The organism is Candidatus Chloroploca asiatica, from assembly GCF_002532075.1.
Classification (GTDB): domain Bacteria; phylum Chloroflexota; class Chloroflexia; order Chloroflexales; family Chloroflexaceae; genus Chloroploca; species Chloroploca asiatica.
This window is the reverse complement of sequence record NZ_LYXE01000086.1, coordinates 1-24,325: the sequence shown is the minus strand read 5'-3', so window position 1 is coordinate 24,325 and position 24,325 is coordinate 1. Positions and strand designations below refer to the sequence as shown.

Here is a 24,325-nt window from a genome sequence, read left to right as displayed (position 1 = left end):
CGTGTAGCTATGTCACTGGGAGCACTAGCATCCCACCCGCCTACGTGAGCTTCAGGGTGATCCTTCATCCACGGAGCCGCTTCCACGGAGCCGCTTCCACCCGGCAGTGACGTACATGGCACCACAGACCATCAAGAGCAGGCCACACAAGAAGAGCATGGTGCTGCGGGCGATGATTGATGTGATGCTGTCGGGGATCGGTTCCCCATGCAGCAGGGCGCGCAAAAGGGGGATGACGTGAAGGTTGATCAGGAGGCCCAGCAAGGCTAAGCCTGTTACCCCTCGCATCGAGGATTTGTGGTAGGTTGGTTCAGTCGCCAGAAAGCCCAGCAAGGCAATGGGCATCCCAAAGATAGCGGGAATCAAGGAACTGACCCCACGCAGGCCGATCAGATAGCGTCCGATCAGCCCGAGGATGATCAAGAAAATGCCTATCCAAAGCACGATCCGGGGCACGGTACGAAACATCAAGCGCCTGGAACTTTCCCGTATGCTGAAACCTCCCTGTATTATACCAATTGGAATTGAGCAATCCGGATAGGTATTGCTGCCAGAGCTCATTGGAACGCCATGCGCGGCAATCTAAAACCTAAAATCTAAAATCCAAAATGGTCTTATAGCTGCGGCCTCTGCGTTGCGCTGCGCCTGATCAAGGCGCGGATGAGCAAGCTGAGCGCGAAGGCCAGGGTGCTGACCAGAATGATGGTTGACCCCGAAGTGAGGTTTAAGCGATAGGAGAGCCACAAGCCGCTGGTGGTAAAGAGCATGCCGAACCCACTTGCCAGGATCATCATTGCTCGCATGTCACGCACAAATTGCCCGGCGATCGCCGCCGGGATGCTCAGCAAGGCAATGACCATAATCAGGCCAACGACACGCATCATCATCACGACGGTGAGGGCAATCAGCGCAATAAGGACGAACGAGAGCGCTCCGACGGGAACGTTCGCAACGGTGGCGTAGGTCTCATCGAACGAGAGCGCCAGCAATTCTTTGTAGAGCATACTCACCAGCGTGACAATCACCAGGTTCAAGATTACCATCAGCCAGAGATCGCTGGTTGGGACCGCCAGGATGCTGCCAAAGAGATAGCTGAGCAGATCGGCTTTGTAGCCGGGACTCAGATCAATCAGGATGATCCCGACCGCCATGCCAAAGGCCCAGAGCACACCGATCAGGGTATCCGCCCGTTGGCGGGTATGCCGCTGCACCAGGCCCATGCCCAGCGCCGCGACCAGGCCAAAGCCAGCCGCTCCGAGCACGGGGCTGAAGCCAAAAAAGTAGCCGAGCCCCACCCCACCATACGCGGCGTGGGCAATGCCGCCGCTGATAAAGACAATCCGATTCAGGACCACGAAGGTGCCAATGATGCCGCAGGCAATGCTGACGAGCAGGCCGGCCGCAAGCGCATTGCGCATAAATTCGTACTGGAGCGCCTCGATCATGGTTATGTCTCCTCACGGTGGGTTGGGTGGGTAGCAAGTACGCGGTGTGGTAGGCCATGGGCAATCAATTCAACCGGACATGGATAGCCCAGATCGATCATCTCAGCGGTTACCTCCTGCGTGCCATGGTAGATCAACCGTCGGTTGAGGCAGCCAACGGTTTTGACATAGCTCGAGATCGCGAGCATATCGTGCGTCACCAGGAGAATGGTGAGGTGGATATTGAGTTCACGGAGAATGGTATAGAGGTCGGCTCGTCCCTGGGGATCAACGCTCGCCGTTGGCTCATCAAGGATGAGCAGTTGCGGCTCAGCGGCGAGCGCACGTGCCACCAAGGCGCGTTGACGCTGACCGCCCGAGAGGTCACCGAAGGGGCGGTCGCGCAGATGCCAGGCGTCAACCTGTTCGAGCGCAACGCGCACGGCGGCATCATCGGCTGCATTGTAGCGCCGCCCCAGACCACGTCGGCTCAGCCGTCCCATGCGCACAACTTCGCGTACCCGAATCGGAAAGGCCCGATCAAACGCAAAGGCTTGCGGCACATAGCCAACCAGCCGCCGCCCTTGGGCGGGCGGCTCGCCAAACAGTCGTACCTCGCCACGCGTGGGTGGCATCAGGCCAAGCAATACCTTGAGCAGCGTACTCTTGCCGCCACCATTGGGGCCGATCAGCCCGATAAAATCACCTGGCCTGATCGTCAGTTGCACATCCTCCAACACCGGCTCACGCTCATAGCTAGCCCACAGCCCGCGCACGTCAACAACCGGCACGTGACTCTTGTCCTGTTCTATCACAATCCTGATCCATCTTCTATGCAACATTCCATCCAGCAGAACCCGCGCACATAGGCTTCGTTAGCACGAGGGTGCGGGTGGATTAGTGGTCTGGGAAGTAAATTTCCCCCTATTTCCCCCCTCCCCAGCCCTCCCCCCGCTGGGGGAGGGAGTCCGACTCCTGCCCCCAGCGGGGGGAGGTTGGGAGGGGGGCGGAAGGCCGGAAAACGTCGAAGCCACTACCGAGAGCAGAAGCGAGGTCACTCGAGCACACGGGCAAAGGTGTCGGCGACCATCTGCAGATTGCCGAGCCAGTCGGGATTGAGCGGACTGATCAGCATGACTTCGCCACCGATCTGGCTTGCGATCGTTTCGGCAGCGCGGGTGCTAAACTCGGGCTGGGCAAAAATCACGGTGATGCCCTCAGTCTGGGCACGATCAATCAGTGCGGCGAGTTCAGCCGCGCTCGGCTCTTGGCCGCCAACTTCAACTGGGATTTGCTCGAGGTCATAGTCACGGGCAAAATAGCCCCATGCTGGGTGAAAGACCATAAACTTGCGCTGGCTCACCCCGTCAAGGGTAGTGCGAATGGAGGTGTCAAGCGCATCAATGTCGGCGCTAAAGTCAGCAAGCCGACTCGCATACATTGGTGCGGCAGAAGGGTCGAGGTCGCTCAGCGTCGCGGCAATGATCTCGGCCTGAGTCTTGACCAGGGTCGGCGACAGCCAGACATGCGGATCAAGATTCTCGGAACTGGCCCCCATTGGCATGCGCTCGATTCCTGCCGTCGTATCAACGCGTTGCATCGTCGCGTTGGCGGCCTGGATGCGCTCGAGCCAGGCCTTCTCGAACGGGACACCAATGCTGAAATAGGCCTGCGCCTGACTCAACGCCGTCATCTGCGCTGGCGTCGGCTCATACGTGGCGGGCGAACTCCCGGGGGGAACCATCACGCTGACCTGAACGCGGTCGCCGCCAACCCGCTCGACAAAGTACTTCTGGGGAAGGATGCTGACCATTACTTGCATTGGTTCGGCGACCACTGCTTCAGCAGGCGCGTCAGGGGCTTCGACCATGGGCGCGGCGGCCTGTGGTTGCCCACACGCGGTCAATAGCAACAGAACCATCACGAAAGCACCCCATCGGTAGCGTTGGGTGGACAGGTGGAGAGCCATGTGGGTGAACATAGGAAACGCTTTCTCTCTTCTTCCAGGATATCGATACGTTACTGATATAAAGTATCATTAGCGTGGAGTTTTGTCAATGAAGTGGCGGCCAAGCTCAAGCTGAACTGGGACGAGTTCGCAGGGTTGCCCACAAGCAACCGTCCACGTTGGGTGCGGCAAGCTTTTATTCTCAGGCTGGCGACCCACGAAGCGATCAATGGCATACGGAACATCCAACCACGGACACAGCATCGCGAGCGTGCCAGTCGCGATCTGCGCATGGCCCCCGGCTCGTCCCACATCGTTGGCGATGCTGCGCAGTTCATCTAGCGTATGGGCGATACAGCCCCCTAAGAAGCTGTCTGAAAAGGGTCATGGGGCCAATCTCCGTAGCATCAGGCGGGTCATCGCAAGGTAAATCATCGCCTCGCTGCTGGCTGGCAGCACCTCGTAGTCCCTGCTCAAGCGGCGGCACTGGGTCAGCCAGGCGAAGGTACGTTCTACGACCCAGCGACGCGGGAGTACCGTAAAGCCCTTCTGGGAATCGGATCGCAGCACGGGCTGCAGGATGAACTGGCAATGCAGGATCACGGGCTCCCGGTAGAATCGGAACGGGAAATACGAATAAGCGAGAACGTGTAGGGGCTTGCTGCCCTAACGACCGGACTGAGCCGCGGGAGATCAGGTACGGTTCTCCCGTCGACTTCAGCCCATGGTTAGGCGATTCCTGGCCTTGTTCGCTTGAGCTTAAACCAAAGCTCTTTTTGTTCTCATGCCATTGATCCCGGCACTTTGTGCTACTGCGCGCTTAATGCGTACTTCTGCGCTTGACGACAAACCACTTCGGCAATTTCTTCTTGTGTGGGCCATTCTGTGCAGGGGATGGTTGCCTCATCCGCAAAACACTGAGCCGCCAAAAGTATACACGACGTAACATGTACGACTGGCCGGAGATGAAGAGCGGCGATATCAATCTCGGCCTTCGCCCGTACCAGCACATTCAATACCTCAAGCGCATCATCCCGATACTTGCCGCCAGTCATGGCGCCGACAGCAGCCAAAGCCATTCCGTAAGCGGCCGCTGCTGATCGCTGTGCGTCGCCGTGCGTTCTCTTGAGAGACTGGGCGACCTCGGCAACGGAGGTGTAACTTCCGACCTTTCCGAAGTCCAGATTATCAATCACAGGATGCATACGGACTCTCTCCCGTTTGTCTTTGCAATTATGCCAGCAGTACGGTCTACGACACGCATATCCTCATGAAAACAGCCTCCTCATGCCCGCTAGCTCTTGCGGCTCAGAACTCGCCGGCGCCGAGCACGAAGCTCTGTATCAGACGCTGCATCGCTCTGCTCAGCGTAGCGCAGTGTCGTCTGGATATGCTTGTGGCCTAGGCGCTTGCGGATCGTCGCCAAGCTCACCCCGTCCTGGACGAGGGCGGTCGCGTGGCTGTGGCGAAGCTGGTGCAGGGAGCACTCAACACCAGCTTTGCCGCAGTAGGAAGCCCAGCGCGCCTGAACCGTCTGGTAGCGCAGCGGCTGGCCGTCGCCGTTCTTCAGCGCCCGGAACAGCGGCCCGTGCCGCGCCTGCGTCTCCTTAAGGTAGCGCCGCAGCAGGGTCACCAGCTTCGGGTCGTCGAGCAGCACGGTACGTCGATGGCCACCCTTCCCGAGCACGTGCAGGTGTTCGTCGTCCCGGGTCAAGTCGAGATCGTCCACATCGAGCTGGAGTGCCTCACTGATGCGCAGCCCGGTCTCGGCGAGCAGCCGAAACAGGAGCAGGTCGCGCAGGTTGTCGCGAGGGATACCCTTCAGCACCGCGTCAATCTGGTCGCGCGGCACGCCACGTGGCCCTGGCTCCGGCACCTTCACCCGGTTCAGCTTGATGAGCGGGTTCGCGTCGAGCAGGTCGTGTTTGACCGCCCAGGTGAGGAAGCTATTCAGCGCGGCCATGGTTCGAGCACGGCTCGCGGGGCTCCGTCCGTCGCGGCGAGCCAGGGCCGCCCGCACCACGTCGACGGAAATTGCCCCAACGGGGCCGGTGTGGCAGGCGACGAGGTGATTCAGTTCTGTCCGGTAGGCGCGCGTGGTATGGGGCGAGCACGCGGCCCGCTGGAGGTCGGCGAGGAAGCGCGCGATGGCCTCGGGGAGCGGTAACGTCTCCATCAGCGTCTCATTCCTGTGATAATCCTGCTCTGGCGGCACATCTGGGGAAGGCGTTGAAGGCTTCCCAATCCGGGGCTCTGACCGCGTTTACTGTGAGAACGTTCATTCTCGCAGGAATTCGCGCCCACCCCTGAGGTTCCATCGTGCCCGTCACGTATCTCTCACCCGCTCAAGAGGCGCGCTATGCCGCCTTCCCTGAGCCCCTCTCCGCCGACGACCTTGCCCGCCACGCCTATCTTGACGCCACCGATCGGGCCGTCATCGCCGCGCTGCGTGCTGATCATACACGCCTCGGCTACGCCGTGCAACTTGCCACCGTCCGCTGCACCGGCACGTTTCGCCAGAACCCTGCCGATGTCCCACCCATTCTGGTGACGACCCTCGCGCAGCAACTCGCCATCACGCCCTCCGACCACCTGGCCCGCTACCAGGGCTCGGACATGCGGTGGCTCCACACCGTCGACATTCGCGCGCGTTACGGCTATGTCGACTACCCCGATCCGCAGCGCAAGCGACGCTTCCTGCGCTGGCTCTTTACGCGGGCCTGGCTGGGCACCGAACGTCCCAGTCTGCTCTTCGAGCGTGCGGTCATCTGGCTCCGCGCCGCGCAGGTGCTGCTCCCCGGCATCACCACGCTGGCGCGCGATGTGGCCCGGGTGCGCGATCGGGCTAGCGAACGCGTGTGGCGCATGCTGACCCGTGACCTCACCCCAGCCCAATGCCAGCAGCTTGATACGCTGCTCGTCGTCACCCCCGATGCCACGCTCACGCCGTTCGAGCAGATTCGGCGCCTCCCCAGCATGCCCAGTAGTCAGGGCCTTCTCGATGCCCTAAACCACCTGACCCACATCCGCACTCTGCCCCTCACCCCCGCGCTGCCGCCACGCATCCCCCACAGCCGGCTGCATGCCCTGGCGCGCGTGGCGCTGACCGCCAAGGCCCAGACGCTCGCGCGCATGTCCGCGCCACGCCGGGCCGCGACCCTGCGTGCCGCTCTGCATAGCCTCGTCGCGTTGGCGCACGACTCTATCCTTGATCTCCTCGACGAAGTGCTGAGCGCCCTGCTCGCCGAGGCAACCAAGGCCGGGACGCAGACCCGTTTGCGCACCCTGCACGATCTGGATACCGCCGCGCTGTGCTTGGCCGAGGTCGCCACGATCATCCTTGACCCCGCCATTGCGGCGGCGGATGTGCGTACGGCGGTATCCGCTCAGGTTGCGGCCACCACGCTGACCGATGTGGTGGCCCGCGTACGCGCCCTGGCCCGCCCTCCGGCCGATACGACGTACGACGCGCTGGTGGATCGCTACCGGCGGGTGAGCCGCTTTCGCCCACGCCTGTTTGCCACCATGCAGTTCGATGCCCTCCCCGCTGGGAAGCGCGTCCTGCACGCCTACCAGTACCTCCAACGGGTCGAAAAACGCCGCAGTACCACCTTCGCGGATGCCCCGCTCCAGGTGGTCACCTCCGCATGGCGTCCCTATGCGCTCATCACCGACAAACAGGCTGACCGCATTGGCTACACCTACTGCGTCCTGGATCAACTCGTCACCGCAATCCGTCGGCGTGAGGTGTTCGTGACGCCCAGCCTGCGCTACGCCGACCCACGCCTGGGCATGCTCCACGGCGACGCTTGGGAGGCGGCCCGCGCGCAGGTCTGTCGGGCCTTGAATCATCCCGCCGACGGCGAGCAGGCGATGGCCCACCTTACCGAGAAGCTCGCCCACGCCTATGCAACCACGGTTGCCGCCCTCCCGACCAATGCCGCCGTGACGATCACGACGGTGGATGGCAAACCGGATTTGGTGCTGAGCCCCCTCGAACGCTTGGAAGAGCCAGCCAGCCTCATTGCGCTGCGCGATCAGGTCGCCACGCTCCTTCCACGCGTTGACCTCCCCGAACTCCTGCTGGAAGTCCATCAGCGCACGGGCTTCCTCGACGCTTTCACCCACCTGAACGAACGTCCTCCCACCGTCGAGCGCTTGGCTGTCAGCCTTTGCGCAATCCTGGTAGGCGATGCCTGCAACATTGGCCTCGCCCCCCTGATCAGCCCAACCATCCCAGCGCTCCGGGAGGATCGGCTCCGCTGGGTGCAGCAGCACTTCGTGCGCAGCGAGACCCTCCAGCAGGCCAATGCCCAGCTCGTTGAGGCCCACCGTCAGCTCCCGCTCACCCAGCAGTGGGGGCATGGCGAGGTCGCTTCCGCCGATGGGGTGCGCTTTGTGGTGCCCTTGCGCACCGTGCATGCCGCCTCAAACCCGGAGTATTTCGGGAAGGAGCGTGGCATCACCTTCTACAACCTCACTGCCGATCAGTATAGCGGGCTGCACGGCATGGTCGTTACCGGCACCCTGCGTGACTCCCTGGTGTTACTCAGCGTCCTGCTCGGCCAGCAGACCCCACTGCATCCCCGCGAGATTATGACCGATACCGGAGCGTACACCGATATCATCTTTGGGCTGCTCTGGCTGCTTGGCTTCCAGTTCAGCCCCCGGCTGCGCGACATTGGCGGCGCGCGCTTCTGGCGCATCGACCGTAAAGCTGACTACGGCGTGCTGAACGACCTGGCGACCCATCGTATCCAGCCCCAGCGCATCGTCGAGCACTGGGACGACATGCTGCGCATTGCTGGTTCGCTGACGATGGGATCCTGTCACATCGAAACGCTGATGCGCACCCTCCAGCGCGGCAAGCAGCCCACGAAACTCGCGCGCGCATTTCAGGAACTCGGGCAGGTGATCAAGACCCTCTTCCTCCTGAACTACCTCAACGACGAAGCGTACCGCCGACGGATTTTGACCCAACTCAACCGCGGCGAGGGCCGTAATCGCTTGGCCCGGGTGGTCTTCCACGGGCAGCGGGGCGAATTGCGCCAACGTTACCGTGAAGGGCAAGAAGATCAGCTCACGGCGCTCGGTCTCGTGGTGAATGCGATCATTGTCTGGAACACCATGTACATGGAGCGAGTCCTGGATCATCTTCGCGCCACTGGCCAGCCGGTTCTCGCTGCCGACGTGGCGCGGCTCTCGCCGCTTGGCTACGCCCACATCAATGTCTTGGGCCGCTACACCTTCGCCCTCCAAGAGCCCATCGCTCAGGGCGCATGGCATCCGCTCAATACCACGACGACGAGTCAGAGTTGAGGTACACGATTTCGCTTATTGGGATTTTCCGTTCCGATTCTACCGGGAGCCCGATCACCCACGCTACCACCTTCCCGCGATACGTGCCATCCACCCAGATGCGCCGCAACTTCTTCCCTGCCCCGCCAAGTTTGGCAAACAGCAACCGCGCCCCAGCGGGATCAGAGACCGATGCTGCGGTGACGACCACCACCAGCAGCAACCCCATCGTATCAACGAGGATATGGCGTTTCCGTCCGGTGACTTTTTTCCCCGCATCATACCCCCGTTCGCCCGGAATCGCCGTGGTTTTGACGCTTTGACTATCGAGGCAGCCAGCCGTTGGGTGTTTGTGCCGCCCGGCTTTCCGGCGAACCTGCGCTCGCAACGTATCATGGATGCGTTGCCAGATGCCGTCATTACGCCACATCCGGAAATAATGGTAGACGGTCTTCCACTTCGGATACTCCTTCGGGAGCATCCGCCATTGAATTCCACTCACGACGACGTACAGGATGGCATTGATCACGTGGCGCATGTCCACACGACGCGGACGACCACCGGCTTTGGCGGCAGGGATGAGATCTTTGATACAATTCCACTGGCGGTCGGTCAGGTCTGTTGGGTAAGTTTGGTACTTCATATTCCAAGTGTACCCAACATGGCCCGGCGACCGCCACCCTTTTCAGACAGCTTCTTAGACAAAAATGAGACTAGTATTATATCTTTATTCATAGTACTCTAAGCTCAAACCGTCACTCCATCGGGAAAGAACGCTGCTGCGCTTTGCTCAACGCAGCGACGCAGGATGCGAGTTTGGAGCAGTTGTGCCCAAACCCACATGCTTGGCACCAGCGTAGCCTACCATCACATCAAGGGCGACAAGCAGTAACGCTGTCTACGCCCATAAGAACGAGGTCACCCATGTCCCGCACATACACTCTTTCCAGTCTTCTCCTCGTGCTCAGCCTCCTCCTTACCTCAATTACCGTAGTACGCGAGCCAAGCCACGTCCATGCAGCACCGGGTTCTACGACGCGGGTATCGGTGAGTTCAAGTGGGGAACAAGGGAATCGCTTGTCTGACAGTTCGATGATCTCGGCGGATGGGCGCTACGTTGCATTCTCATCTTGGGCAACCAATCTGGTGAGTAATGATACAAACCAAAGCATTGATATTTTCGTCCATGATCGAGAGGCACAGCAAACGACACGTGTTTCTCTTGCCTCCAATGCTACCCAAGCAAATGGAGATTCCTACCAACCAGCCATTTCAGCTGATGGACGCTTTGTGGCGTTTACCTCTGATGCTACAAATCTTGTCAGCGGAGACACAAATAATGAACGGGATGTTTTTGTTCATGATCGCCAAACAGGCACGACATCGCGTGTTTCCGTAAGTTCCAACGGCACTCAAGCTAGTGGATATTTTTCTCCAGGGCCAGGTGTAGGGCTTTCGAATACACCTGCAATTTCTGCTGATGGACGGTATGTAGTTTTCTCATCTTTTGCCTCAAACCTTGTTCGTAATGACACAAATGGTACTCTTGATATTTTTGTCCATGACCGTCAAACGAGCCAAACGACTCGTGTCTCCATTTCATCTGATGGCATACAGGCCAATAGCCATTCTTCGTCTTCGTCCTCTGCTATTTCTGCTGACGGAAGGTATGTTGTTTTTGATTCTAATGCTACAAATCTTGTGAGTGACGATACCAATGGTAAAGGTGACATCTTTGTGCATGATCGCCAAACAGGACAAACAATCCGAGTATCAGGAGGATTGAATGGTGTACAGGCAAATGATGGTTCCGGATCCGCCGCAATATCCGCTGATGGAAGCTCTGTGACATTCTCATCTTGGGCAACGAATCTCGTGAGTGGTGACACAAACAGTAAAGCCGATATTTTTGTCTATGACCGCCAAACCAATCAAACCAGCCGGGTTTCGGTTGGCTCTGATGGCACCGAATCAAATGGGTGGGCTTTTTCGTCTACGATGTCTGGCGATGGACGCTACGTTGTCTTCGAAACGCTTGCCAGTAATGTGTTGAGCGGTGATACAGATAATTCGCCAGACATCTTTGTGCATGATCGAACCACCGGCCAGACCAAACACATTGCAAGGTCGTCCGATAAGCTATGGCCTGGTGATGGGCCGATAGGGTTGCCGACAATCTCTAACGATGGGTCTCTGGTCGCTTTTACATCATTTGAGAGTAATCTTGTCAGTGATGATACAAACGTTACAGCGGATGTCTTTGTTCACGAGGTTGATTGGGGAACATCGCCTCCTACTCTAAACGATCTACGTGTCTCTCCAACATCTAATTTAGGGGAAATAAGCCTCAATTGGACGGCCCCAGGTGATTCTGACGGCAATTCTGTTGTTCAGTATGATATTCGCTATCTGGACAGTCCAATAAGTGAAGGTAACTGGACAAGTGCAACCCAGATTTCTGGCGAACCTACACCGGGAGCACCTGGAAGTTCTGAAACCATGACCTTTGGTACGCTAACAACAAACACGCGATGGTACTTCGCAATCAAATCTGTTGATACAAACGGTGATACTTCCGCACTCTCAAATATTCTATCTATTCAAGATGCCGGATTCCGCTCCAATCCTGACGGATATGGGTTTGAAAATTATGAAGGAAACTTCCCATTTGGAGACTATGATTACCGGTATGATTCTTTAGTTCAGATGTTTGGCCAGGATAACGTCTGTTGGATGGCGGGGAGTGTCTGCTTTGTTAAGCCATCAGCAGACTTGTGGCACTACCGCGCTAACCGTTCAATGAACGGCGGGCATTGCTATGGCATGGCGGCTACCAGTTCTCGCTTTTTCGATGGTACCGACAGGCCTTCCGATTTCCAGTCTGGAGCAAGTAACACATATGATTTGACACTTGCAAATAGTAGGCGAAATATTGCCTACTATTTTGTCCTACAATTGACTAACCCAGTGGGTACACAAATCCAGCAGATTAGACAAGCATCGCCAGCCACCATCGTCAATGATTTGTACACGATGTCAGATCCGCTTATCTTGTTTGTTTATCGACAGGACATGCGTTCTGGGCACGCCATAACGCCTTACGCTATTGAAGATCAGGGAAACGGGACGGTGCATATTTATGTTTATGACAATAATCACCCCAATGACAATAACCGATTTGTTGTGGTTGACACACAGGCTAATACTTGGAGTTACGCTCTCAGTGGCAGCATGACCTGGACTGGTAGTGCTTCTACAAACTCGTTGGGATATGTTCCGATCTCGCTGCATACTCAACAGCCAGACTGTCCTTGGTGTGGCAGTAGTAACCAGGCAACCAATGCTACTTCAGTTATTTCAGCCGAAGTGTGGACGACTGGTGGGCGTCTCTTGATAACCAATCAAGTTGGACAACGACTTGGTTATGATGGAAGCATCTTTGTTGACGGAATCGAGGATGCTCACGCTATGCCTATGCTACTAGGGCTGGACGAGGCAGAACCAACTTATTTCCTCCCTCTTAATGACACTTATACAATCACACTTGATGGACAAACCCTTACATCCACAGAAACAGTATCTGTGATGCAATTTGGGCCAAGTTATGCTACTGTAGTTAGTGATATTAACTTGAGGCCAACCTCTAGCGATGAAATTACAGTTGCCTCAGACGGTTCTTTGCTAACTTATAATGCCAGTGAGAGTAAAGAAGCAACAGTCACATTGGCATTAGATGGGGCAGATCAAAGCTACTCTTTCGCCGTAATTGGCTCTGATATTGCAGCAAACAAGACAGTGGGCTATTGGGCAAATATGTCAGAGGGATTGCTAGTTGTTGATCAATCTATGGCCGAAAATAGCACCTACTCTGTTAATATCTCTCGTGTTGGTACTTCTGGAGAAACCACCTTTCTTCATAAAAACATCCTTGTCAATGGTGGTGCCACACACTATTTTGATTTTGGTGCCTGGGACGGACAAGGTGATATTGAGTTATGTACAGATATTGGCAGTAATGGCACCATTGATCAATGTGCTCCTTTGAGCAATCAGTTCACGTGGACGATTTTTTTGCCTGCTATCCTCAGGTAATTAAATTCTGTATGGATTCGTCTGACTTGTAGGTGATTCCAAAGGGAAAGCTCTAATCACTTCTTTAAACAAGGTATTGCGCTATTTTGGCGCAATAGGCAACCAGCCCATTGCGCCAAAATCTCATCGGCAGGAATTAGATCATGGTTGATGCCAGCGCCATGAAAGCCAGGAACCATGTATTGTTGTTGCTTGCTTTCACGATCTTATTCTTGTACCCACAGAAAATAAATGCCGATATGGGAGCAAAATCCACAATGTCTTTCAGCTTCCAATACAGGCCAGATGTTAGAGACATAACCCTTGAAAAGGGACAATTACTTGAATGTGAGGATTCCGTGTATCCTCTCCAAAACCGCTGGATCAAGCCCGCCACCAGATGGGCCCGTTCCTCTGGCGTTGGAGCTTGCTGCTGAGCCTTGACCCAAACTTCGTGTCACCAGCCGCATAAAGTGCTCACGTGGCACAAGTTGGCATGTCGTGCCAGCATGTTCTTTCTGGCACGAGTTGACAACGACGGATGCTTGGGCTCCCGCTAGAATCGGAACGGAAACCATCAAAAAACGAGAACCTGTAGGAGTCCCTCCTCCTGAACCATGGTCTTGAGCAGTGAGCAGGGGCCACTCACCCTGGTCGATGGGCATTTGGAGGGAGAACTAGTGGTGCGGCGTTTCTGTGACGATGCTGAGCGAGATCGGGGCAATCGCCGCTGGCTAGGTCACGGTGCGGCGCGTGGGCAGGTTCCCGGCATGCTTCTCCTGCGCACGATCAGGGATAGAGCGAGCGTCAGATTTCCTTGCCCCATACCCGTATCGTTTGGCGACCGGCAGCGGTCTAGCCTGCATCTACGGGGGCGCGACGCATAGGCTGGGACGACCATGCCAGGGTTCACGCTGTCCACCTGGTGACCCGGTACCGCTTCAGGCGGCTGGTGACACGCAGCGCGGGTCAAGGCCGATCATCCGGCCCGGCTCTCTCTCGAAAGGAGGCTCTGTCGTTCAAAGCCGACTTTGCGGCTCTGACGCTTGGTCGTGCATGGCGTCGATGCCGACCCAGGGCTGCACTGATGCTGCGGGGGGCCGGTGACGATCACGACCGCACGCGAATCGAAGATCATCAGCTTTCCTTGCCCCATCCCCGTATCTTTTAACGACCGGCAGCGGTCTATCCTTTAGGCCTGTTAGGAGCGAACGTGCAATTTACAACGTTATCGAAATATTTCACAAAGTCAGCAGCATGAATCTAGCTCTTGGATCAACTCGTCTGAGAACACTCGGCTCAGTACGATCAAACTCGGACAAGTTAGCTGTGAAGCAGTTGCGTGAGAGACCAGAAGGTGTGGAAGCAGGGATAGTTTCCGGCTGAAACCTGTCGGAGAATCGCTTCAACCCCTGATTTGAGTTTTGTTTGCCGCCCAAAAAAAGCCAGTTTCTACACGGATACAGTTAGCGTTGTAAATTACATCTTCGCTCCTAACAGTCCTGGTACCCTGCACCAGCTTCGCCACCGCTACGCAACAGGGCCCTCACCCGAGATTCGTGTCACCAGCCGCATGAAGCGGTAACGTGTAATACGAGGAGCCTCGTCATCACTTGCAACTCGTCCCAGAAGGTTGTTGCTGAACCCGCCGTTCCACGCGTCGCCCGGCTGCACGCAGCACCCGCAGCACCCGTTGGCGCTGCGCAATGTCCTCGGTTGTGTTGTAGCGCACGGCCAACCGCTCGGCCAGGGCGATGGCTTCCTGGCCCAGGGCGGAGCCGGGGGCGACCGGTTCGGGCGGAGGCAGTTCCAGGACTTCCTGATCTTCAGGATAGTCGTCTGGCCGCTTGCGCCCAAGGTACTGGGTATGCTGGGTGCCTTCTTGGCGCCAATGCCGGTAGTAGTAGGGGCCGAAGGGGCGCAAGACAAGGGTGAGACTGAGGCGGTTGGTGGTGGGATCGACCGTGATCTGGAGCCGTAGCCGCCAGATGAGCCGCGCTTCCCACCAGCCTTCGCTGGCGCGTTTCCAACGTCCGAGTGCTGCCTGAAGCTCGTCAGGCAGGGGGCCCAGGTGCGCCGGGTGGTCTTCGGTGAGGACGATGTGCGCCAGGCGCAGCGCGGCGTGCGCGGCTTCCAGGCGGGCGAGGTGGGCATCGAGCCGCTCAGCGCGTGGTTCATCGCCAGGGCCAAAGGCGAACATGGCACAGTCGCGGGCGGTTCGCGCTAGGTCGGCCCGCACCTGCTCGGCCTGGGTCAGCAGATCCCTCCGCCGTTTCGCCCGCTCGTTGGCACGCCTGGCGCGTTCTTGACGATGAAGGGTGCGGCTCATGGTGGTGTGTCGTTCTATTTTAAGGACACACGACGAGCATCGATTGCCCAGCCTATCAGGATCCCTGGGTTATCTTTATAAGTTGTGTGTAGTCCTATACTTTTAACACACAACTATTGTATAGTAGCCAGCGGCTTGCGTCAACCCACCTGCGGCACCTAGCTTAAGAAGGCAAGCCGGGGGCGTGCAGTGCGACCTGGTGGAATGGTCGTGCGATCTACTGATTTGTTGTGTGTCTATATCTTCTTGCTACGCACAACAATTTTTTGTATGCACATCACGGTGACCGGTAGCGGTCTAGCCTGCTATCTACGGGGGCGCGGCGCATAGGCTGGGACGACCATGCCAGGGTTCACGCTGTCCACCCAGGGCTGCACTGATGCTGCGGCGTGCCGGTGACGATCACGCGCACGCGAATCGAAGATCATCAGCTTTCCTTGCCCCATCCCCGTATCTTTTGGCGACCGGCAGCGGTCTATCCTTTATAGAGAGAGGTACGCGAAGGGCGCGTGCCCACGCCCCCGAGCGGAGGGAAGCATGGAACCAACCCCACAGCGTTATGCCCGCTTTGTGCTCGCCCGCCTGACGATCGAAGCGCTGACGAGTCATTATCTGGCCCTCGTCGACGCGGAAGATCGCCAGTTCTTCGTCGCATTGTTGAGCCGCTGTTTTGGCTGCGAAGCTGTGCTGACGGCAGCGGAGCGCCAGGGCGCGGACGGCCTCTGCACGCGGTGTCGGCAGCGGCGGGCCTGGCAGCGGAACTGAGCCTGCGCTACGCCCCGACGCATTGTGCGCTGGCATCCTGCAAGGCCCACCGCCACCCGCGACCGCTTGGCGCTTGGCCGCTTCACCCCACTGGTCGTCGTGCGCTGCGGGGGCCACGGGCAGGCACGCGGGTGGTGGGGCAAGGATGGCCGCTGAGACCGTGCTGGTGGCGCAGAATATGCGCAACAAAGGCACATATGCGCCCTTGTGACACCAACAGGGAACCGCCGCAGCGGGCGACCCCCACCGGCTCAGCGCCTCGGCGTTCTCTTGCGCGGGGGCCGCCCGCGCTGATCGTGCAGCAGCCCCCGGTCGTGCGCCTCCGTCACGGTGGCGAGGTAGACCAGGTGACGGTCGCCGACATGGATGGTGGGCAGCCGATCCTCTGCGGCGGCCTTGGCAAGGGTGGGCAAGGGGTACCCGAGCTGGCGGGCGGCGTCCGCCAGGCGCAGCGGGGCGGCGGGACACCCGAGCAGGGTGCGCACATGGTGCGGAGCACGCGCCCAGGCCCGCCATGCCTGCTGGATCAGGTGGTTCCGCAGGGTCGCCTGCTCGACCAGGGTGAGGGTGGTCAGCGGGTGGAGCAGATCGACGGCCACGGGACGCTGCGCCGCATCGAGGTGCAGCGCCCCGCAGATCACGGCGGCGTAGGCAAGATCGTACGCGGCATCTTCCACGCTCACGAGGGTGACGAAGAGGCCGCGTGGGGCGTCGGGGGCATGCGGCGCGACGGCGAGCGTGCTAGGGACGGTGTCCTCGGCGGCGGCGAGGTGGCCGTTGATGACGGTCACGGTGGTGAGCTGCATGGGCGGCGTCTTTCACAGAAAACAGAGCTGCTCTATTTTACTTGATCTGCGGGGAGGATGGGGCAGGCTCGCCGGTAGCCGTCGGGGGGCGAACAACCCCTTGATAATACGGCCTTATCACGGTATAATGAACGCCAGCGCCCTGGCCCGCTGCGCGTCACGCCGGGGCCGGGCCGTCCGCCCACGGGTCTCGTGCCCGCCAACTGTATCGACGCCTTGATGAGGTCGCCCATGCTTGATGATCATGCCCTCAGTCTTCCCGCGCCCGACACGCTGGCGCGTGCGGCGGCGGCGGCTGACCAAGCTGCGGCGCACGGCGTTTTCGCCCGCTACCGCGCCGAGCTTGCCGCACAGACCCGCCGGGCGCAGGATGCTGACCTGGCCCGCTGGCAGCGCTATCTCACTGCCGTCGGCGTGGGGGAAGCCAAGGACGCGGCGTGGGCCACGGAACCCAGCGCCTGGACGCATGTGACCTGGGGCCTCGTCGAAGGGTTCCTGCGGTGGCAAGAGACCGCTGGTTATAGTTTGGCGAGCATCGCGCGGGCCTTGGCGACGATCCGGGTCTACTGCATCCAGGCCACCCGTGCGGGCACCCTCAGCCCGGAGGCGCTGGCGTTGATCCAGACGGTCAAAGCGCCGGCCCCACGCTCCAAGGCTGGCCGCAACCGTGATGCGCAGCGCACGACGACGCGCCGGGGGGCCAAAAAAGAGGCCCCGACGAAGCTCACGGCAACTCAGGTGCGCCGCCTCAAGCATGAGCACGCGGAGACGCCGCAGGGACGGCGCGATGCGGTGCTGATGTGCCTGCTGCTCGATCACGGGCTGCGCGTCTCCGAAGTCGCCGATCTCCAGGTACGCGATCTTGACCTGGAACGGGGCCTGCTGCGCTTCTATCGGCGCAAAGTGGATGCCACGCAGACCCACCGCCTGACGGGGGACACCCTCCGCGCCGTCCGGCGCTACGCCGCGGCGGGCGATCTGCGCACGGAAGGCCAGGTGCTTCGCGCCACCACGGGCCCGCGCGCGGTCAACCTCGGCGGCCCCATTTCCATCCAGGGTCTCCGCGACCGCGTGCGTCTCTTGGGCCAACGGGTCGGCGTGGCGGGGCTGAGCCCGCATGATTGTCGGCACGACTGGGCGACGCGGGCGGCGCGGGCCGGGACGGATCCGCTGGCGTTGCAAGAAGCGGGGGGGTGGAGCAGTCTGGCGATGCCGCGCCGCTACATTGAAGCGGCGGTGATTGCCAATGAGCGGGTGAAACTGGCCGCCGCGGACGAGGAAGAGCCGCCGGATGGCGGGGCCTGAGGGGTCGCGGGGGCGTGCGGCTGATGCAGCGGAAGCGCTGGAATGCGCTGGGAAACCTGGGGCTGTCGTTGATCACACCTGGGCTTGCGTCGCCGTTACGCCGTCCACGACCACGGTGCGTGTTTGGGCGGTTCTTAGGGTACCTTGAGTTTTATCCGTTCCATCATCGTTGGGATGTTCACTTGCCCAACATCTCTCTTCGCAGCGCTTCCCTTCCGTTTTTACACGTATCTCGACTGTTACCCCTGCAGTTTTAGCCTGCCGGAGGATCTTCAGCGCAGCGAGTGGCCTCTGCTACGGATTCTCGTGGCAAGAAAGGGGGCTCGTCCACGGCAACGATTATTGCGTTTTCTGTTCCTCTGTTGCACAGAGCCCAGGTATCATGGTGAGGTAGTACCTTTGAGCTATTGTATTGTATGTACTTGGTATCGGATAATGCATGTATGGCCCTGAACCCACGCTACAGAAAGCTAGAAAGAAACGGCAGATGTCGAAAACTCCTAAGACAGTCAATAAGAGCGCGGACACGGGACGGTTTGTGTCCAACGATCAGCTGAAGAAAAGCCCCAAGACGACGTACCAGCAGACAATCAAACCGAGTAAGAAGAACAAGTAGGCCTTGATCCGAGCTTCGTGTCACCAGCCGCATCAAACTGTAACGTGGAACAAGGTAGACATCGTGATCCCTTGCATGTCGTCGTCCCAGAATGTTCTTTCTGGTATCAGTTGAGTCAACCCCTCGTGAATTTATTCACGAGGGGTTGACTATGGGGTCGCGTTTCCTAGTAGAGGGCCTATAGCACCGGTATGTACGATGAGGCGCGGGCGTGCTCGGTGCTCCAAAGTTGGATGTGGGTGGGACTTCGCACTGACGCTGACTGCCGAGCCAATGCATAAGCAGATCCTAAAACGCAACGGCGTAAAGTGAAACCTGAACATGGGCAAGTGACCCTCCATTGACACCAGTGCTACACTATAGTTAGTCAATCCACCTAATGCAGCTGCTCACTTTGCCTATGTCAATGCCCACTATATCACCTATCATGCCCTACAGCATGATTGTCGGCCAAGACCAAATGAAGCTCGCGCTGGAGTTGAGCTTCATTGCGCCACGCATCGGTGGCGTGCTGATCAGCGGTCAGCGTGGCACCGGGAAATCTACTGTTGTGCGCGCCTTTGCCCAGATGCTGTACCTGCACCTCCCAGTGACATTGCCGATCAATGCGACTGAGGATCGCGTGGTCGGTGGCTGGCAGATCAAGCGGCTGATGGAGGGCTACGCCGAACGCCAGGAGGGGTTGCTGCAAGAGGCTGACGGTCGCATGCTTTACATTGACGAGGTCAATCTGCTCGATGACCATATCGTCAATATCATTCTCGATGTCGCTTCGACCGGGGTGCTTTCAATCCAGCGCGATGGCATCCGTGAAGAGGCGCGGGTGCGCTTTAGCCTGGTTGGCACGATGAATCCGGAAGAAGGGTTGCTGCGCCCGCAGTTGCTCGACCGCTTCGGGCTGATGGTCTATGCTGAGGCTGATCGCCAGACTGAGCAGCGGGCTAGTATTATCCATGCCGTGCTGACCTATGATGCGGCCCTGGCCGATGAACCGGAGGCAGTCAGGGTGGTGCTGGCCCACGCCGAACAGGATGCGGTGTATGCCCAGCGGTTGCTGGCCGCCAAGGATCGCCTGATCACCGTAGATGTGGCGGCGGCAGTCGATCCATGTATTGCAGCGGCGACGGCTTTTGAAATGCAGGGCCATCGTGGCGACCTAGTGATGCTCATCGCTGCACGGGCCCTAGCAGCCCTTGAAGAAGCGCCCCAGGTTACGACCGAGCACCTAGCTAAGGTGGCACGCCTGGCCCTCCAGCATCGCCGCGTCGAGGCCAGTCAGGGTGCCCAGGCTTTCTGGCGCGAACCCGAGGATGATCAGTTGATCCGCGAGCGGCTCAACACCCATGGCTGAGTTACCTGACAGCCTTGCCCGCAACTTCGCCGCCGCTGCGGTTAGTCCGGCGCTGCGCCGCATCTTGCTGGTTGACCTGCCGCCGGGCCAGTTGCGCACTGTTGCCGCTGCGTTTGCCGAGGCCCTCACGGCGGCCGAGGGGCGGCCGGTTGAACTGATCAACATGGCGCTGGCCCAGGACGAAGATACGCTCTGGGGTGGCCTTGCCTTCAACCCTGTGCCTGACGGGCCACCAATTACCTGGCTGCCCGGCCTGCTCACCCGCGAACTTACCAACGCCAACAACATTCCTCTGGTACTCATCCCCGACCTGGCCCAACTTGGACTGGTGGGCCAGCGTGCCTGTGTGAGCTTGCTCGATAACCCTGATGCACGCCTGGAACGTCACGGCCAGTCGCGGCGCTGGCGCTCCCAGATCTGCTGGCTGGCGGCCTGTCGCGCTGCTGAACTGCCTCAGGTTGCGCCGCATCTGCTCGACCGCTTTGCGCTGCGTGTCGAAGGCGAGGTTCTGCGTGAGCCAAATCGCGTCCAGGCGCTGCGTACGCAGGTCGTGACAGAGCAAGCGGAGCCACCGCCTTTTACGCTGCCGCCAGCGGTGCTGGCGCAGATTGGCGCGGCGATGCAACGCCCCCTGGCATGCCCTGAGTCCGACGTGGCCGCAAATGTGCTCCAACTTTTCCCCGATGCAGCGGACGCCGAGAGTTCACGGCGGGCTGTGGGCTTTGCGCGCCTGATCATGGCCCTAGCTCGGCTGGAAGGCAAGACGCCGACCGACCTGTTGCGTGAAGTCAGCCAGGGTCAAACACGGACTGAACGGTCACCTGAGCAAGTACAGCCAGGGGATGGTGCTCCGGGAACGCCTCCGAAACCAGACCAAACCGGCAGTGGTTCAGAAGGGTCTGGTATGGTGGAATCCACACCGCAGCCAGCGGACGCTGCAACAGAGGGTGGCCCTGGCTCCTACGAGCCCGTTGCTCCTGGCAGCGATCCCGGCCCCGAAACGCTGGTGGGCGGGATGGAAGCAACCTTTCCCGGCCTGAATATGCGGCTCTACCCAGAGGATAGTCCACGCCAACAGGCGAGTGAACCGTTGCGCATGCCGTCGCGACGCTTCCGGGCCAGTCCCTCGGCCTCCGGCCCGATCATCGGGGTGGAGCAGACCACGACGACCGAGGATCTGGCTCTGGTGGCGACCTTGATCGAGGCGGCGAAGTGGCAGCGCATGCGCCAGGGAGGGGCCGAGATGTGCCCTGGGCGCTTACGGCTGCACCCCGGCGATCTGCGACGCAACCGGCGTGCCCCGGTGATCGAGCAGCAACTAGTGCTGGTGGTGGATCATACCTGCCGGACAGGTTTTGCTTGGGTTGATGTGCTCATGCCGCACATTCTCTGGGCCTACCAGGCGCGGGCAGCGGTGACACTGGTGCAGGTAGGCGCACAGGATGCCGCACACCCGTTGCGCGCCACGCTGCTCAATGCGCCGAACGTACTGGTGCCGCAGCTCAACACTGCGTTGAACGCTGGCCCAGGCTATGGCACACCGCTGGCCCACGGCCTCGAACTGGCGTTGCAGCAACTGCGCCACCTGATCCAAGGTGGACGCAGCGCGGTACGCCAGGCACGCCTGGTCGTCCTGAGCGACGGACGCGGCAATCTGCCCCTGGTGGCCAGCCACAGCGGGGCGGTGCGTGGGCTGGTTGGGCGGCAGGGCTTTGATGATGCGCTCACCATTGCCCATCAACTCGCCAGCCTGTCCCACGTCGAACGCCTGCTGATCGTCCCCGAGCCACGGCTCTACCCGGAGTTGGCCCGACGGCTGGCCATGGCTATGCATGCCCCGCTGGCAGTCATGACCCCGCTTGACGCAGAGGTGACGCTGTGAGCGGTGAGCAGAACATTGCGATTGGCGCAGCCATCGCACGTGGGGCTGCAGGGGCGGTCATGCGCCAGCAGCGTGATGGCAGCGTGCAGGAAATGTCAGGCAGTGGGGGAGTGACAAGCAGCACCCAAATCTTGGCCGACACGGTGTATATGGGCAGCGGCAACGCCCTCTATGCCAGTCTGAGCGTGCAGGATGGGCATGGGCAAGTAGTCTATAGCCTGAGCCCTGGGCAGTCGTATCAGATCCAGGTGACCACCCAGACCGTAGGCCATGCTGGTCAGGCACTGGTGGCCAATCACAGCCTCACATACCGATTGGCCTTCTTGCGCGCCGCTGACGACGAACCGGTCACGCTGCTGTGCGCACCGACGCGAACCCTCACCAGTGCTGATCTGTCTGAGGCACGGCAACTACGCCACGATTGGCTCGTCAGCTTCGATGTTCCAGCTCAGGTTCCGGCGCAGGCGTTGCGCCTGGTGCTCTACGCCTGCGCCGGACTGAAAGTTGAGGATGGCAAGATCAAAGAGCTTGGCGAGCAGGACGTCACCACGCTGAAGCTGCAACTCAAGGGACAGGGGGTTGCCTCAGCTGATGGCTTTTCCAGCGAGGAGATCAAACTTCTTGGAGCTGAAGAACTCAAACTACTCGACCCAGCAGTCGCCCCCAGCAATGTGGCCTATATCTACGTGCAACGGCCCGCGCAGCAGCTTGAGATCCTGCCCTTCTGCAAGGGGAACGTGCCCACCCAAAAGATTGCGCTTTCGCTCGACATCGCGGCAACCTACCCGTATCTTACGCTAGATCAGGCCCAGGGCGCATCAAAACCAGGTTTTTTGACCCTCATCCGCGCCATCTCTAGTGGTCAACTTGAGGATTTCTGGGTTTGGCAGCAACGCTTTCAGCAGCGTGATAATCCGATCTATGCCCTTTTTGATCTTGCCAAGAGTGGCTTGCCCTGGGAATTACTTGAATACCAGGAGAGGTCCCTGGGGTGCCAGGGTTTGCTGGTGCGCTGGGAGCGTTTTGTAGACTTCACCACACGCCAACTCGTTGTTCAGGACGAGGAACGCAACGGGCGCGTGCTTGCGCTTAGCCTTGATAACCAGCCGCTCCCCGATGCGCTGCAGCGGCTCAACCCTGACCACGCTGCCGATATGGTTAATCTCTGGGAACGGCTCTTCGCAAAACCAGATGCATTCGCGCTGATTTACCTCAGCGGTGTGAATGTAAACCATTGCACGGCGCTCATCAACGGCCTGAAGAACAATTTCCTTGGTGATCGTCTCACCAGTCGGCGTCCGATCATCATGCTGGTTGGGACAGGGACGACCTGGACAACCACGATGCAGCACAGCTTTGACCAGTTGACCAACACGCTGATGCGCAATGTCGCCGATGGGCTAATAACCCTGGCTGCACCTCACTTGCCAGATCCGATCCGCACCCAGGTTGCGGGTGAACTGGTGGCGTTGATCGTCCAGGATGTTTCACCCTCAGAGGCGCTGCGGCAGCTGCGCAACAAGTATGTTCAGGCCCGCGCCGTGTTGCGTCAGGAGGCCAAGGTGGCTTTTACAGCGGCACATGAGGATGAACAAGAACAGGTGCGGCAAACCTATCGCCAACGACAACAAGATCTGGAGGTTGGCTTCCTTGCCAGTTCTGTCTACGTCTACTACGGCAACCCGCTCTTGCGGCTACGCCTGGAGCAAACACCATGAGTGAGGCAACCCTGCGCGTCGAGCCAAGCGTGAATTTCCCGCGGGAGGCGGTGGCCGGACAGAGTTACCTAATCACGGTCGATCTGCGCACCAGCGGAGCTTGGCCTTTCGTCGAAGAAGAGTACGCGGTCTATTGTATGCTCGAAGGTGGGCCAGACCTACGCAGCCAGGCTCTGGGCGCGGGCGCAGTGGTGCTGCACCGCTTCGGCGGAAGCTACGGCGCGGCCCAATTTCAGCTCTTTGTCGGCACGACAGAAGGCCTGCATCAACTCAACGTGATGCTCGTCACTGGCTGGGGTGCACCTTTGGGGCAACTGGCGTTGTCGATCACGATTGTGGCAGCAGGGGCGATGGAGGGGCATCTGGGCAACTATACGTCCGCCCAGGCCTACGCCGCCCGCGCCCTGGACATCCGCGAGCGCGTGCTCGGCCCCGAGCATCCCGCTACCGCCACCAGCCTGAACAATCTCGCCGAACTCTACCGGGCGCAGGGGCAGTACGCGGCGGCCCGTCCGCTCTACGAACGCGCCCTGGACATCCGCGAGCGCGTGCTCGGCCCCGAGCATCCCGATACCGCCACCAGCCTGAACAATCTCGCCGAACTCTACCGGGCGCAGGGGCAGTATGCGGCGGCCCGTCCGCTCTACGAACGCGCCCTGGACATCCGCGAGCGGGTGTTCGGCCCCGAGCATCCCGCTACCGCCCAAAGCCTCAACAATCTCGCGGGCCTGCACTATGCCCAAGGGAACTACGACGCGGCCCGTCCGCTCTATGAACGCGCCCTGGACATCCGCGAGCGCGTGCTCGGCCCC

General features: G+C 59.6%; 18 protein-coding genes and 1 pseudogene. 10 read left to right on the top strand and 9 right to left on the bottom strand.

The window, feature by feature from the left end; genetic code table 11:
- Nucleotides 1-51: 51 nt before the first annotated feature.
- The 4 genes from A9Q02_RS10335 to A9Q02_RS10320 form a co-directional block, all read right to left on the bottom strand.
- Nucleotides 52-468 (bottom strand): hypothetical protein, encoded by a 417-nt coding sequence (locus tag A9Q02_RS10335; protein ID WP_097652714.1) that lies wholly within the window; start codon nt 466-468, stop codon nt 52-54.
- Nucleotides 469-614: 146 nt separating this feature from the next.
- Nucleotides 615-1,445 carry a metal ABC transporter permease gene (locus A9Q02_RS10330; protein ID WP_097652711.1) on the bottom strand — a complete coding sequence of 277 codons (831 nt, stop codon included), beginning with the start codon at nt 1,443-1,445 and terminating at the stop codon, nt 615-617.
- A gap of 2 nt (nt 1,446-1,447) precedes the next feature.
- On the bottom strand, nt 1,448-2,239 hold the full coding sequence (locus A9Q02_RS10325) for a metal ABC transporter ATP-binding protein (protein ID WP_216361495.1): 792 nt from the start codon (nt 2,237-2,239) through the stop codon (nt 1,448-1,450).
- A 239-nt stretch (nt 2,240-2,478) separates the two neighbouring features.
- Nucleotides 2,479-3,345 carry a metal ABC transporter solute-binding protein, Zn/Mn family gene (locus tag A9Q02_RS10320; protein WP_216361494.1) on the bottom strand — a complete coding sequence of 289 codons (867 nt, stop codon included), beginning with the start codon at nt 3,343-3,345 and terminating at the stop codon, nt 2,479-2,481.
- A 141-nt stretch (nt 3,346-3,486) separates the two neighbouring features.
- Between A9Q02_RS10320 and A9Q02_RS10315 the strand changes: the two genes are divergently transcribed.
- Entirely contained in the window at nt 3,487-3,714 is a 228-nt protein-coding gene (locus tag A9Q02_RS10315; RefSeq protein ID WP_097652683.1) for a hypothetical protein, read from the top strand.
- Between the two features lie 42 nt (nt 3,715-3,756).
- On the opposite strand, the pseudogene A9Q02_RS10310 reads toward A9Q02_RS10315, so the two are convergent.
- The 3 genes and pseudogenes from A9Q02_RS10310 to A9Q02_RS10300 form a co-directional block, all read right to left on the bottom strand.
- Nucleotides 3,757-3,945 (bottom strand): annotated as a pseudogene (locus A9Q02_RS10310) (transposase); the annotation flags it as partial.
- A 236-nt stretch (nt 3,946-4,181) separates the two neighbouring features.
- Complete coding sequence (locus A9Q02_RS10305) at nt 4,182-4,577, bottom strand: hypothetical protein (protein ID WP_097652605.1); 396 nt, start codon at nt 4,575-4,577, stop codon at nt 4,182-4,184.
- Between the two features lie 89 nt (nt 4,578-4,666).
- A complete protein-coding gene (locus A9Q02_RS10300; protein WP_097652603.1) occupies nt 4,667-5,548 on the bottom strand; it encodes a tyrosine-type recombinase/integrase in 882 nt (293 codons plus the stop codon).
- Between the two features lie 143 nt (nt 5,549-5,691).
- On the opposite strand from A9Q02_RS10300, the gene A9Q02_RS10295 reads away from it, so the two are divergent.
- Entirely contained in the window at nt 5,692-8,691 is a 3,000-nt protein-coding gene (locus A9Q02_RS10295) for a Tn3 family transposase (protein ID WP_097652601.1), read from the top strand.
- Here the strand turns inward: A9Q02_RS10295 and A9Q02_RS10290 are convergent.
- Complete coding sequence (locus A9Q02_RS10290) at nt 8,663-9,313, bottom strand: IS5 family transposase (protein ID WP_216361492.1); 651 nt, start codon at nt 9,311-9,313, stop codon at nt 8,663-8,665. The two genes, A9Q02_RS10295 and A9Q02_RS10290, sit on opposite strands and share 29 nt — an antisense overlap.
- Nucleotides 9,314-9,816: 503 nt before the next feature.
- On the opposite strand from A9Q02_RS10290, the gene A9Q02_RS10285 reads away from it, so the two are divergent.
- Nucleotides 9,817-12,762, top strand: coding sequence for a TolB family protein (locus A9Q02_RS10285; protein WP_172450856.1), 2,946 nt, complete (start codon nt 9,817-9,819; stop codon nt 12,760-12,762).
- A 1,588-nt stretch (nt 12,763-14,350) separates the two neighbouring features.
- Here A9Q02_RS10285 and A9Q02_RS10275 read toward each other — a convergent pair.
- Nucleotides 14,351-15,070 (bottom strand): hypothetical protein, encoded by a 720-nt coding sequence (locus A9Q02_RS10275; protein ID WP_097652595.1) that lies wholly within the window; start codon nt 15,068-15,070, stop codon nt 14,351-14,353.
- Nucleotides 15,071-15,607: 537 nt separating this feature from the next.
- On the opposite strand from A9Q02_RS10275, the gene A9Q02_RS10270 reads away from it, so the two are divergent.
- The 7 genes from A9Q02_RS10270 to A9Q02_RS10240 form a co-directional block, all read left to right on the top strand.
- The gene (locus tag A9Q02_RS10270) at nt 15,608-15,835 is read left to right on the top strand and encodes a hypothetical protein (protein WP_097652593.1); all 228 of its coding nucleotides are present in this window, start codon (nt 15,608-15,610) and stop codon (nt 15,833-15,835) included.
- A gap of 197 nt (nt 15,836-16,032) precedes the next feature.
- Nucleotides 16,033-16,686, top strand: a complete 654-nt coding sequence (locus tag A9Q02_RS23690; protein ID WP_141508827.1) for a hypothetical protein — start codon at nt 16,033-16,035, stop codon at nt 16,684-16,686.
- Between the two features lie 186 nt (nt 16,687-16,872).
- The gene (locus A9Q02_RS10260) at nt 16,873-17,946 is read left to right on the top strand and encodes a tyrosine-type recombinase/integrase (protein WP_172450854.1); all 1,074 of its coding nucleotides are present in this window, start codon (nt 16,873-16,875) and stop codon (nt 17,944-17,946) included.
- Between the two features lie 995 nt (nt 17,947-18,941).
- Nucleotides 18,942-19,913, top strand: a complete 972-nt coding sequence (locus A9Q02_RS10255) for an AAA family ATPase (RefSeq protein WP_342760472.1) — start codon at nt 18,942-18,944, stop codon at nt 19,911-19,913.
- On the top strand, nt 19,906-21,795 hold the full coding sequence (locus A9Q02_RS10250; RefSeq protein WP_097652586.1) for a hypothetical protein: 1,890 nt from the start codon (nt 19,906-19,908) through the stop codon (nt 21,793-21,795). Before A9Q02_RS10255 ends, A9Q02_RS10250 begins: the two co-directional genes overlap by 8 nt.
- Nucleotides 21,792-23,513 (top strand): hypothetical protein, encoded by a 1,722-nt coding sequence (locus A9Q02_RS10245; protein ID WP_097652584.1) that lies wholly within the window; start codon nt 21,792-21,794, stop codon nt 23,511-23,513. Before A9Q02_RS10250 ends, A9Q02_RS10245 begins: the two co-directional genes overlap by 4 nt.
- Nucleotides 23,510-24,325: tetratricopeptide repeat protein (locus tag A9Q02_RS10240; protein ID WP_141508825.1), on the top strand; the 816-nt coding region annotated here is incomplete at its 3' end. The genes A9Q02_RS10245 and A9Q02_RS10240, both read left to right, overlap by 4 nt.

Coding starts and splice junctions, on each gene's coding strand:
- A9Q02_RS10335 (WP_097652714.1), bottom strand. CDS start 468: ATGTTTCGTACCGTGCCCCGGATCGTGCTTTGGATAGGCATTTTCTTG.
- A9Q02_RS10330 (WP_097652711.1), bottom strand. CDS start 1,445: ATGATCGAGGCGCTCCAGTACGAATTTATGCGCAATGCGCTTGCGGCC.
- A9Q02_RS10320 (WP_216361494.1), bottom strand. CDS start 3,345: ATGGTTCTGTTGCTATTGACCGCGTGTGGGCAACCACAGGCCGCCGCG.
- A9Q02_RS10305 (WP_097652605.1), bottom strand. CDS start 4,577: ATGCATCCTGTGATTGATAATCTGGACTTCGGAAAGGTCGGAAGTTAC.
- A9Q02_RS10300 (WP_097652603.1), bottom strand. CDS start 5,548: ATGGAGACGTTACCGCTCCCCGAGGCCATCGCGCGCTTCCTCGCCGAC.
- A9Q02_RS10290 (WP_216361492.1), bottom strand. CDS start 9,313: ATGAAGTACCAAACTTACCCAACAGACCTGACCGACCGCCAGTGGAAT.
- A9Q02_RS10275 (WP_097652595.1), bottom strand. CDS start 15,070: ATGAGCCGCACCCTTCATCGTCAAGAACGCGCCAGGCGTGCCAACGAG.
- A9Q02_RS10270 (WP_097652593.1), top strand. CDS start 15,608: ATGGAACCAACCCCACAGCGTTATGCCCGCTTTGTGCTCGCCCGCCTG.
- A9Q02_RS23690 (WP_141508827.1), top strand. CDS start 16,033: ATGCGCCCTTGTGACACCAACAGGGAACCGCCGCAGCGGGCGACCCCC.
- A9Q02_RS10260 (WP_172450854.1), top strand. CDS start 16,873: ATGCTTGATGATCATGCCCTCAGTCTTCCCGCGCCCGACACGCTGGCG.
- A9Q02_RS10255 (WP_342760472.1), top strand. CDS start 18,942: ATGCAGCTGCTCACTTTGCCTATGTCAATGCCCACTATATCACCTATC.
- A9Q02_RS10250 (WP_097652586.1), top strand. CDS start 19,906: ATGGCTGAGTTACCTGACAGCCTTGCCCGCAACTTCGCCGCCGCTGCG.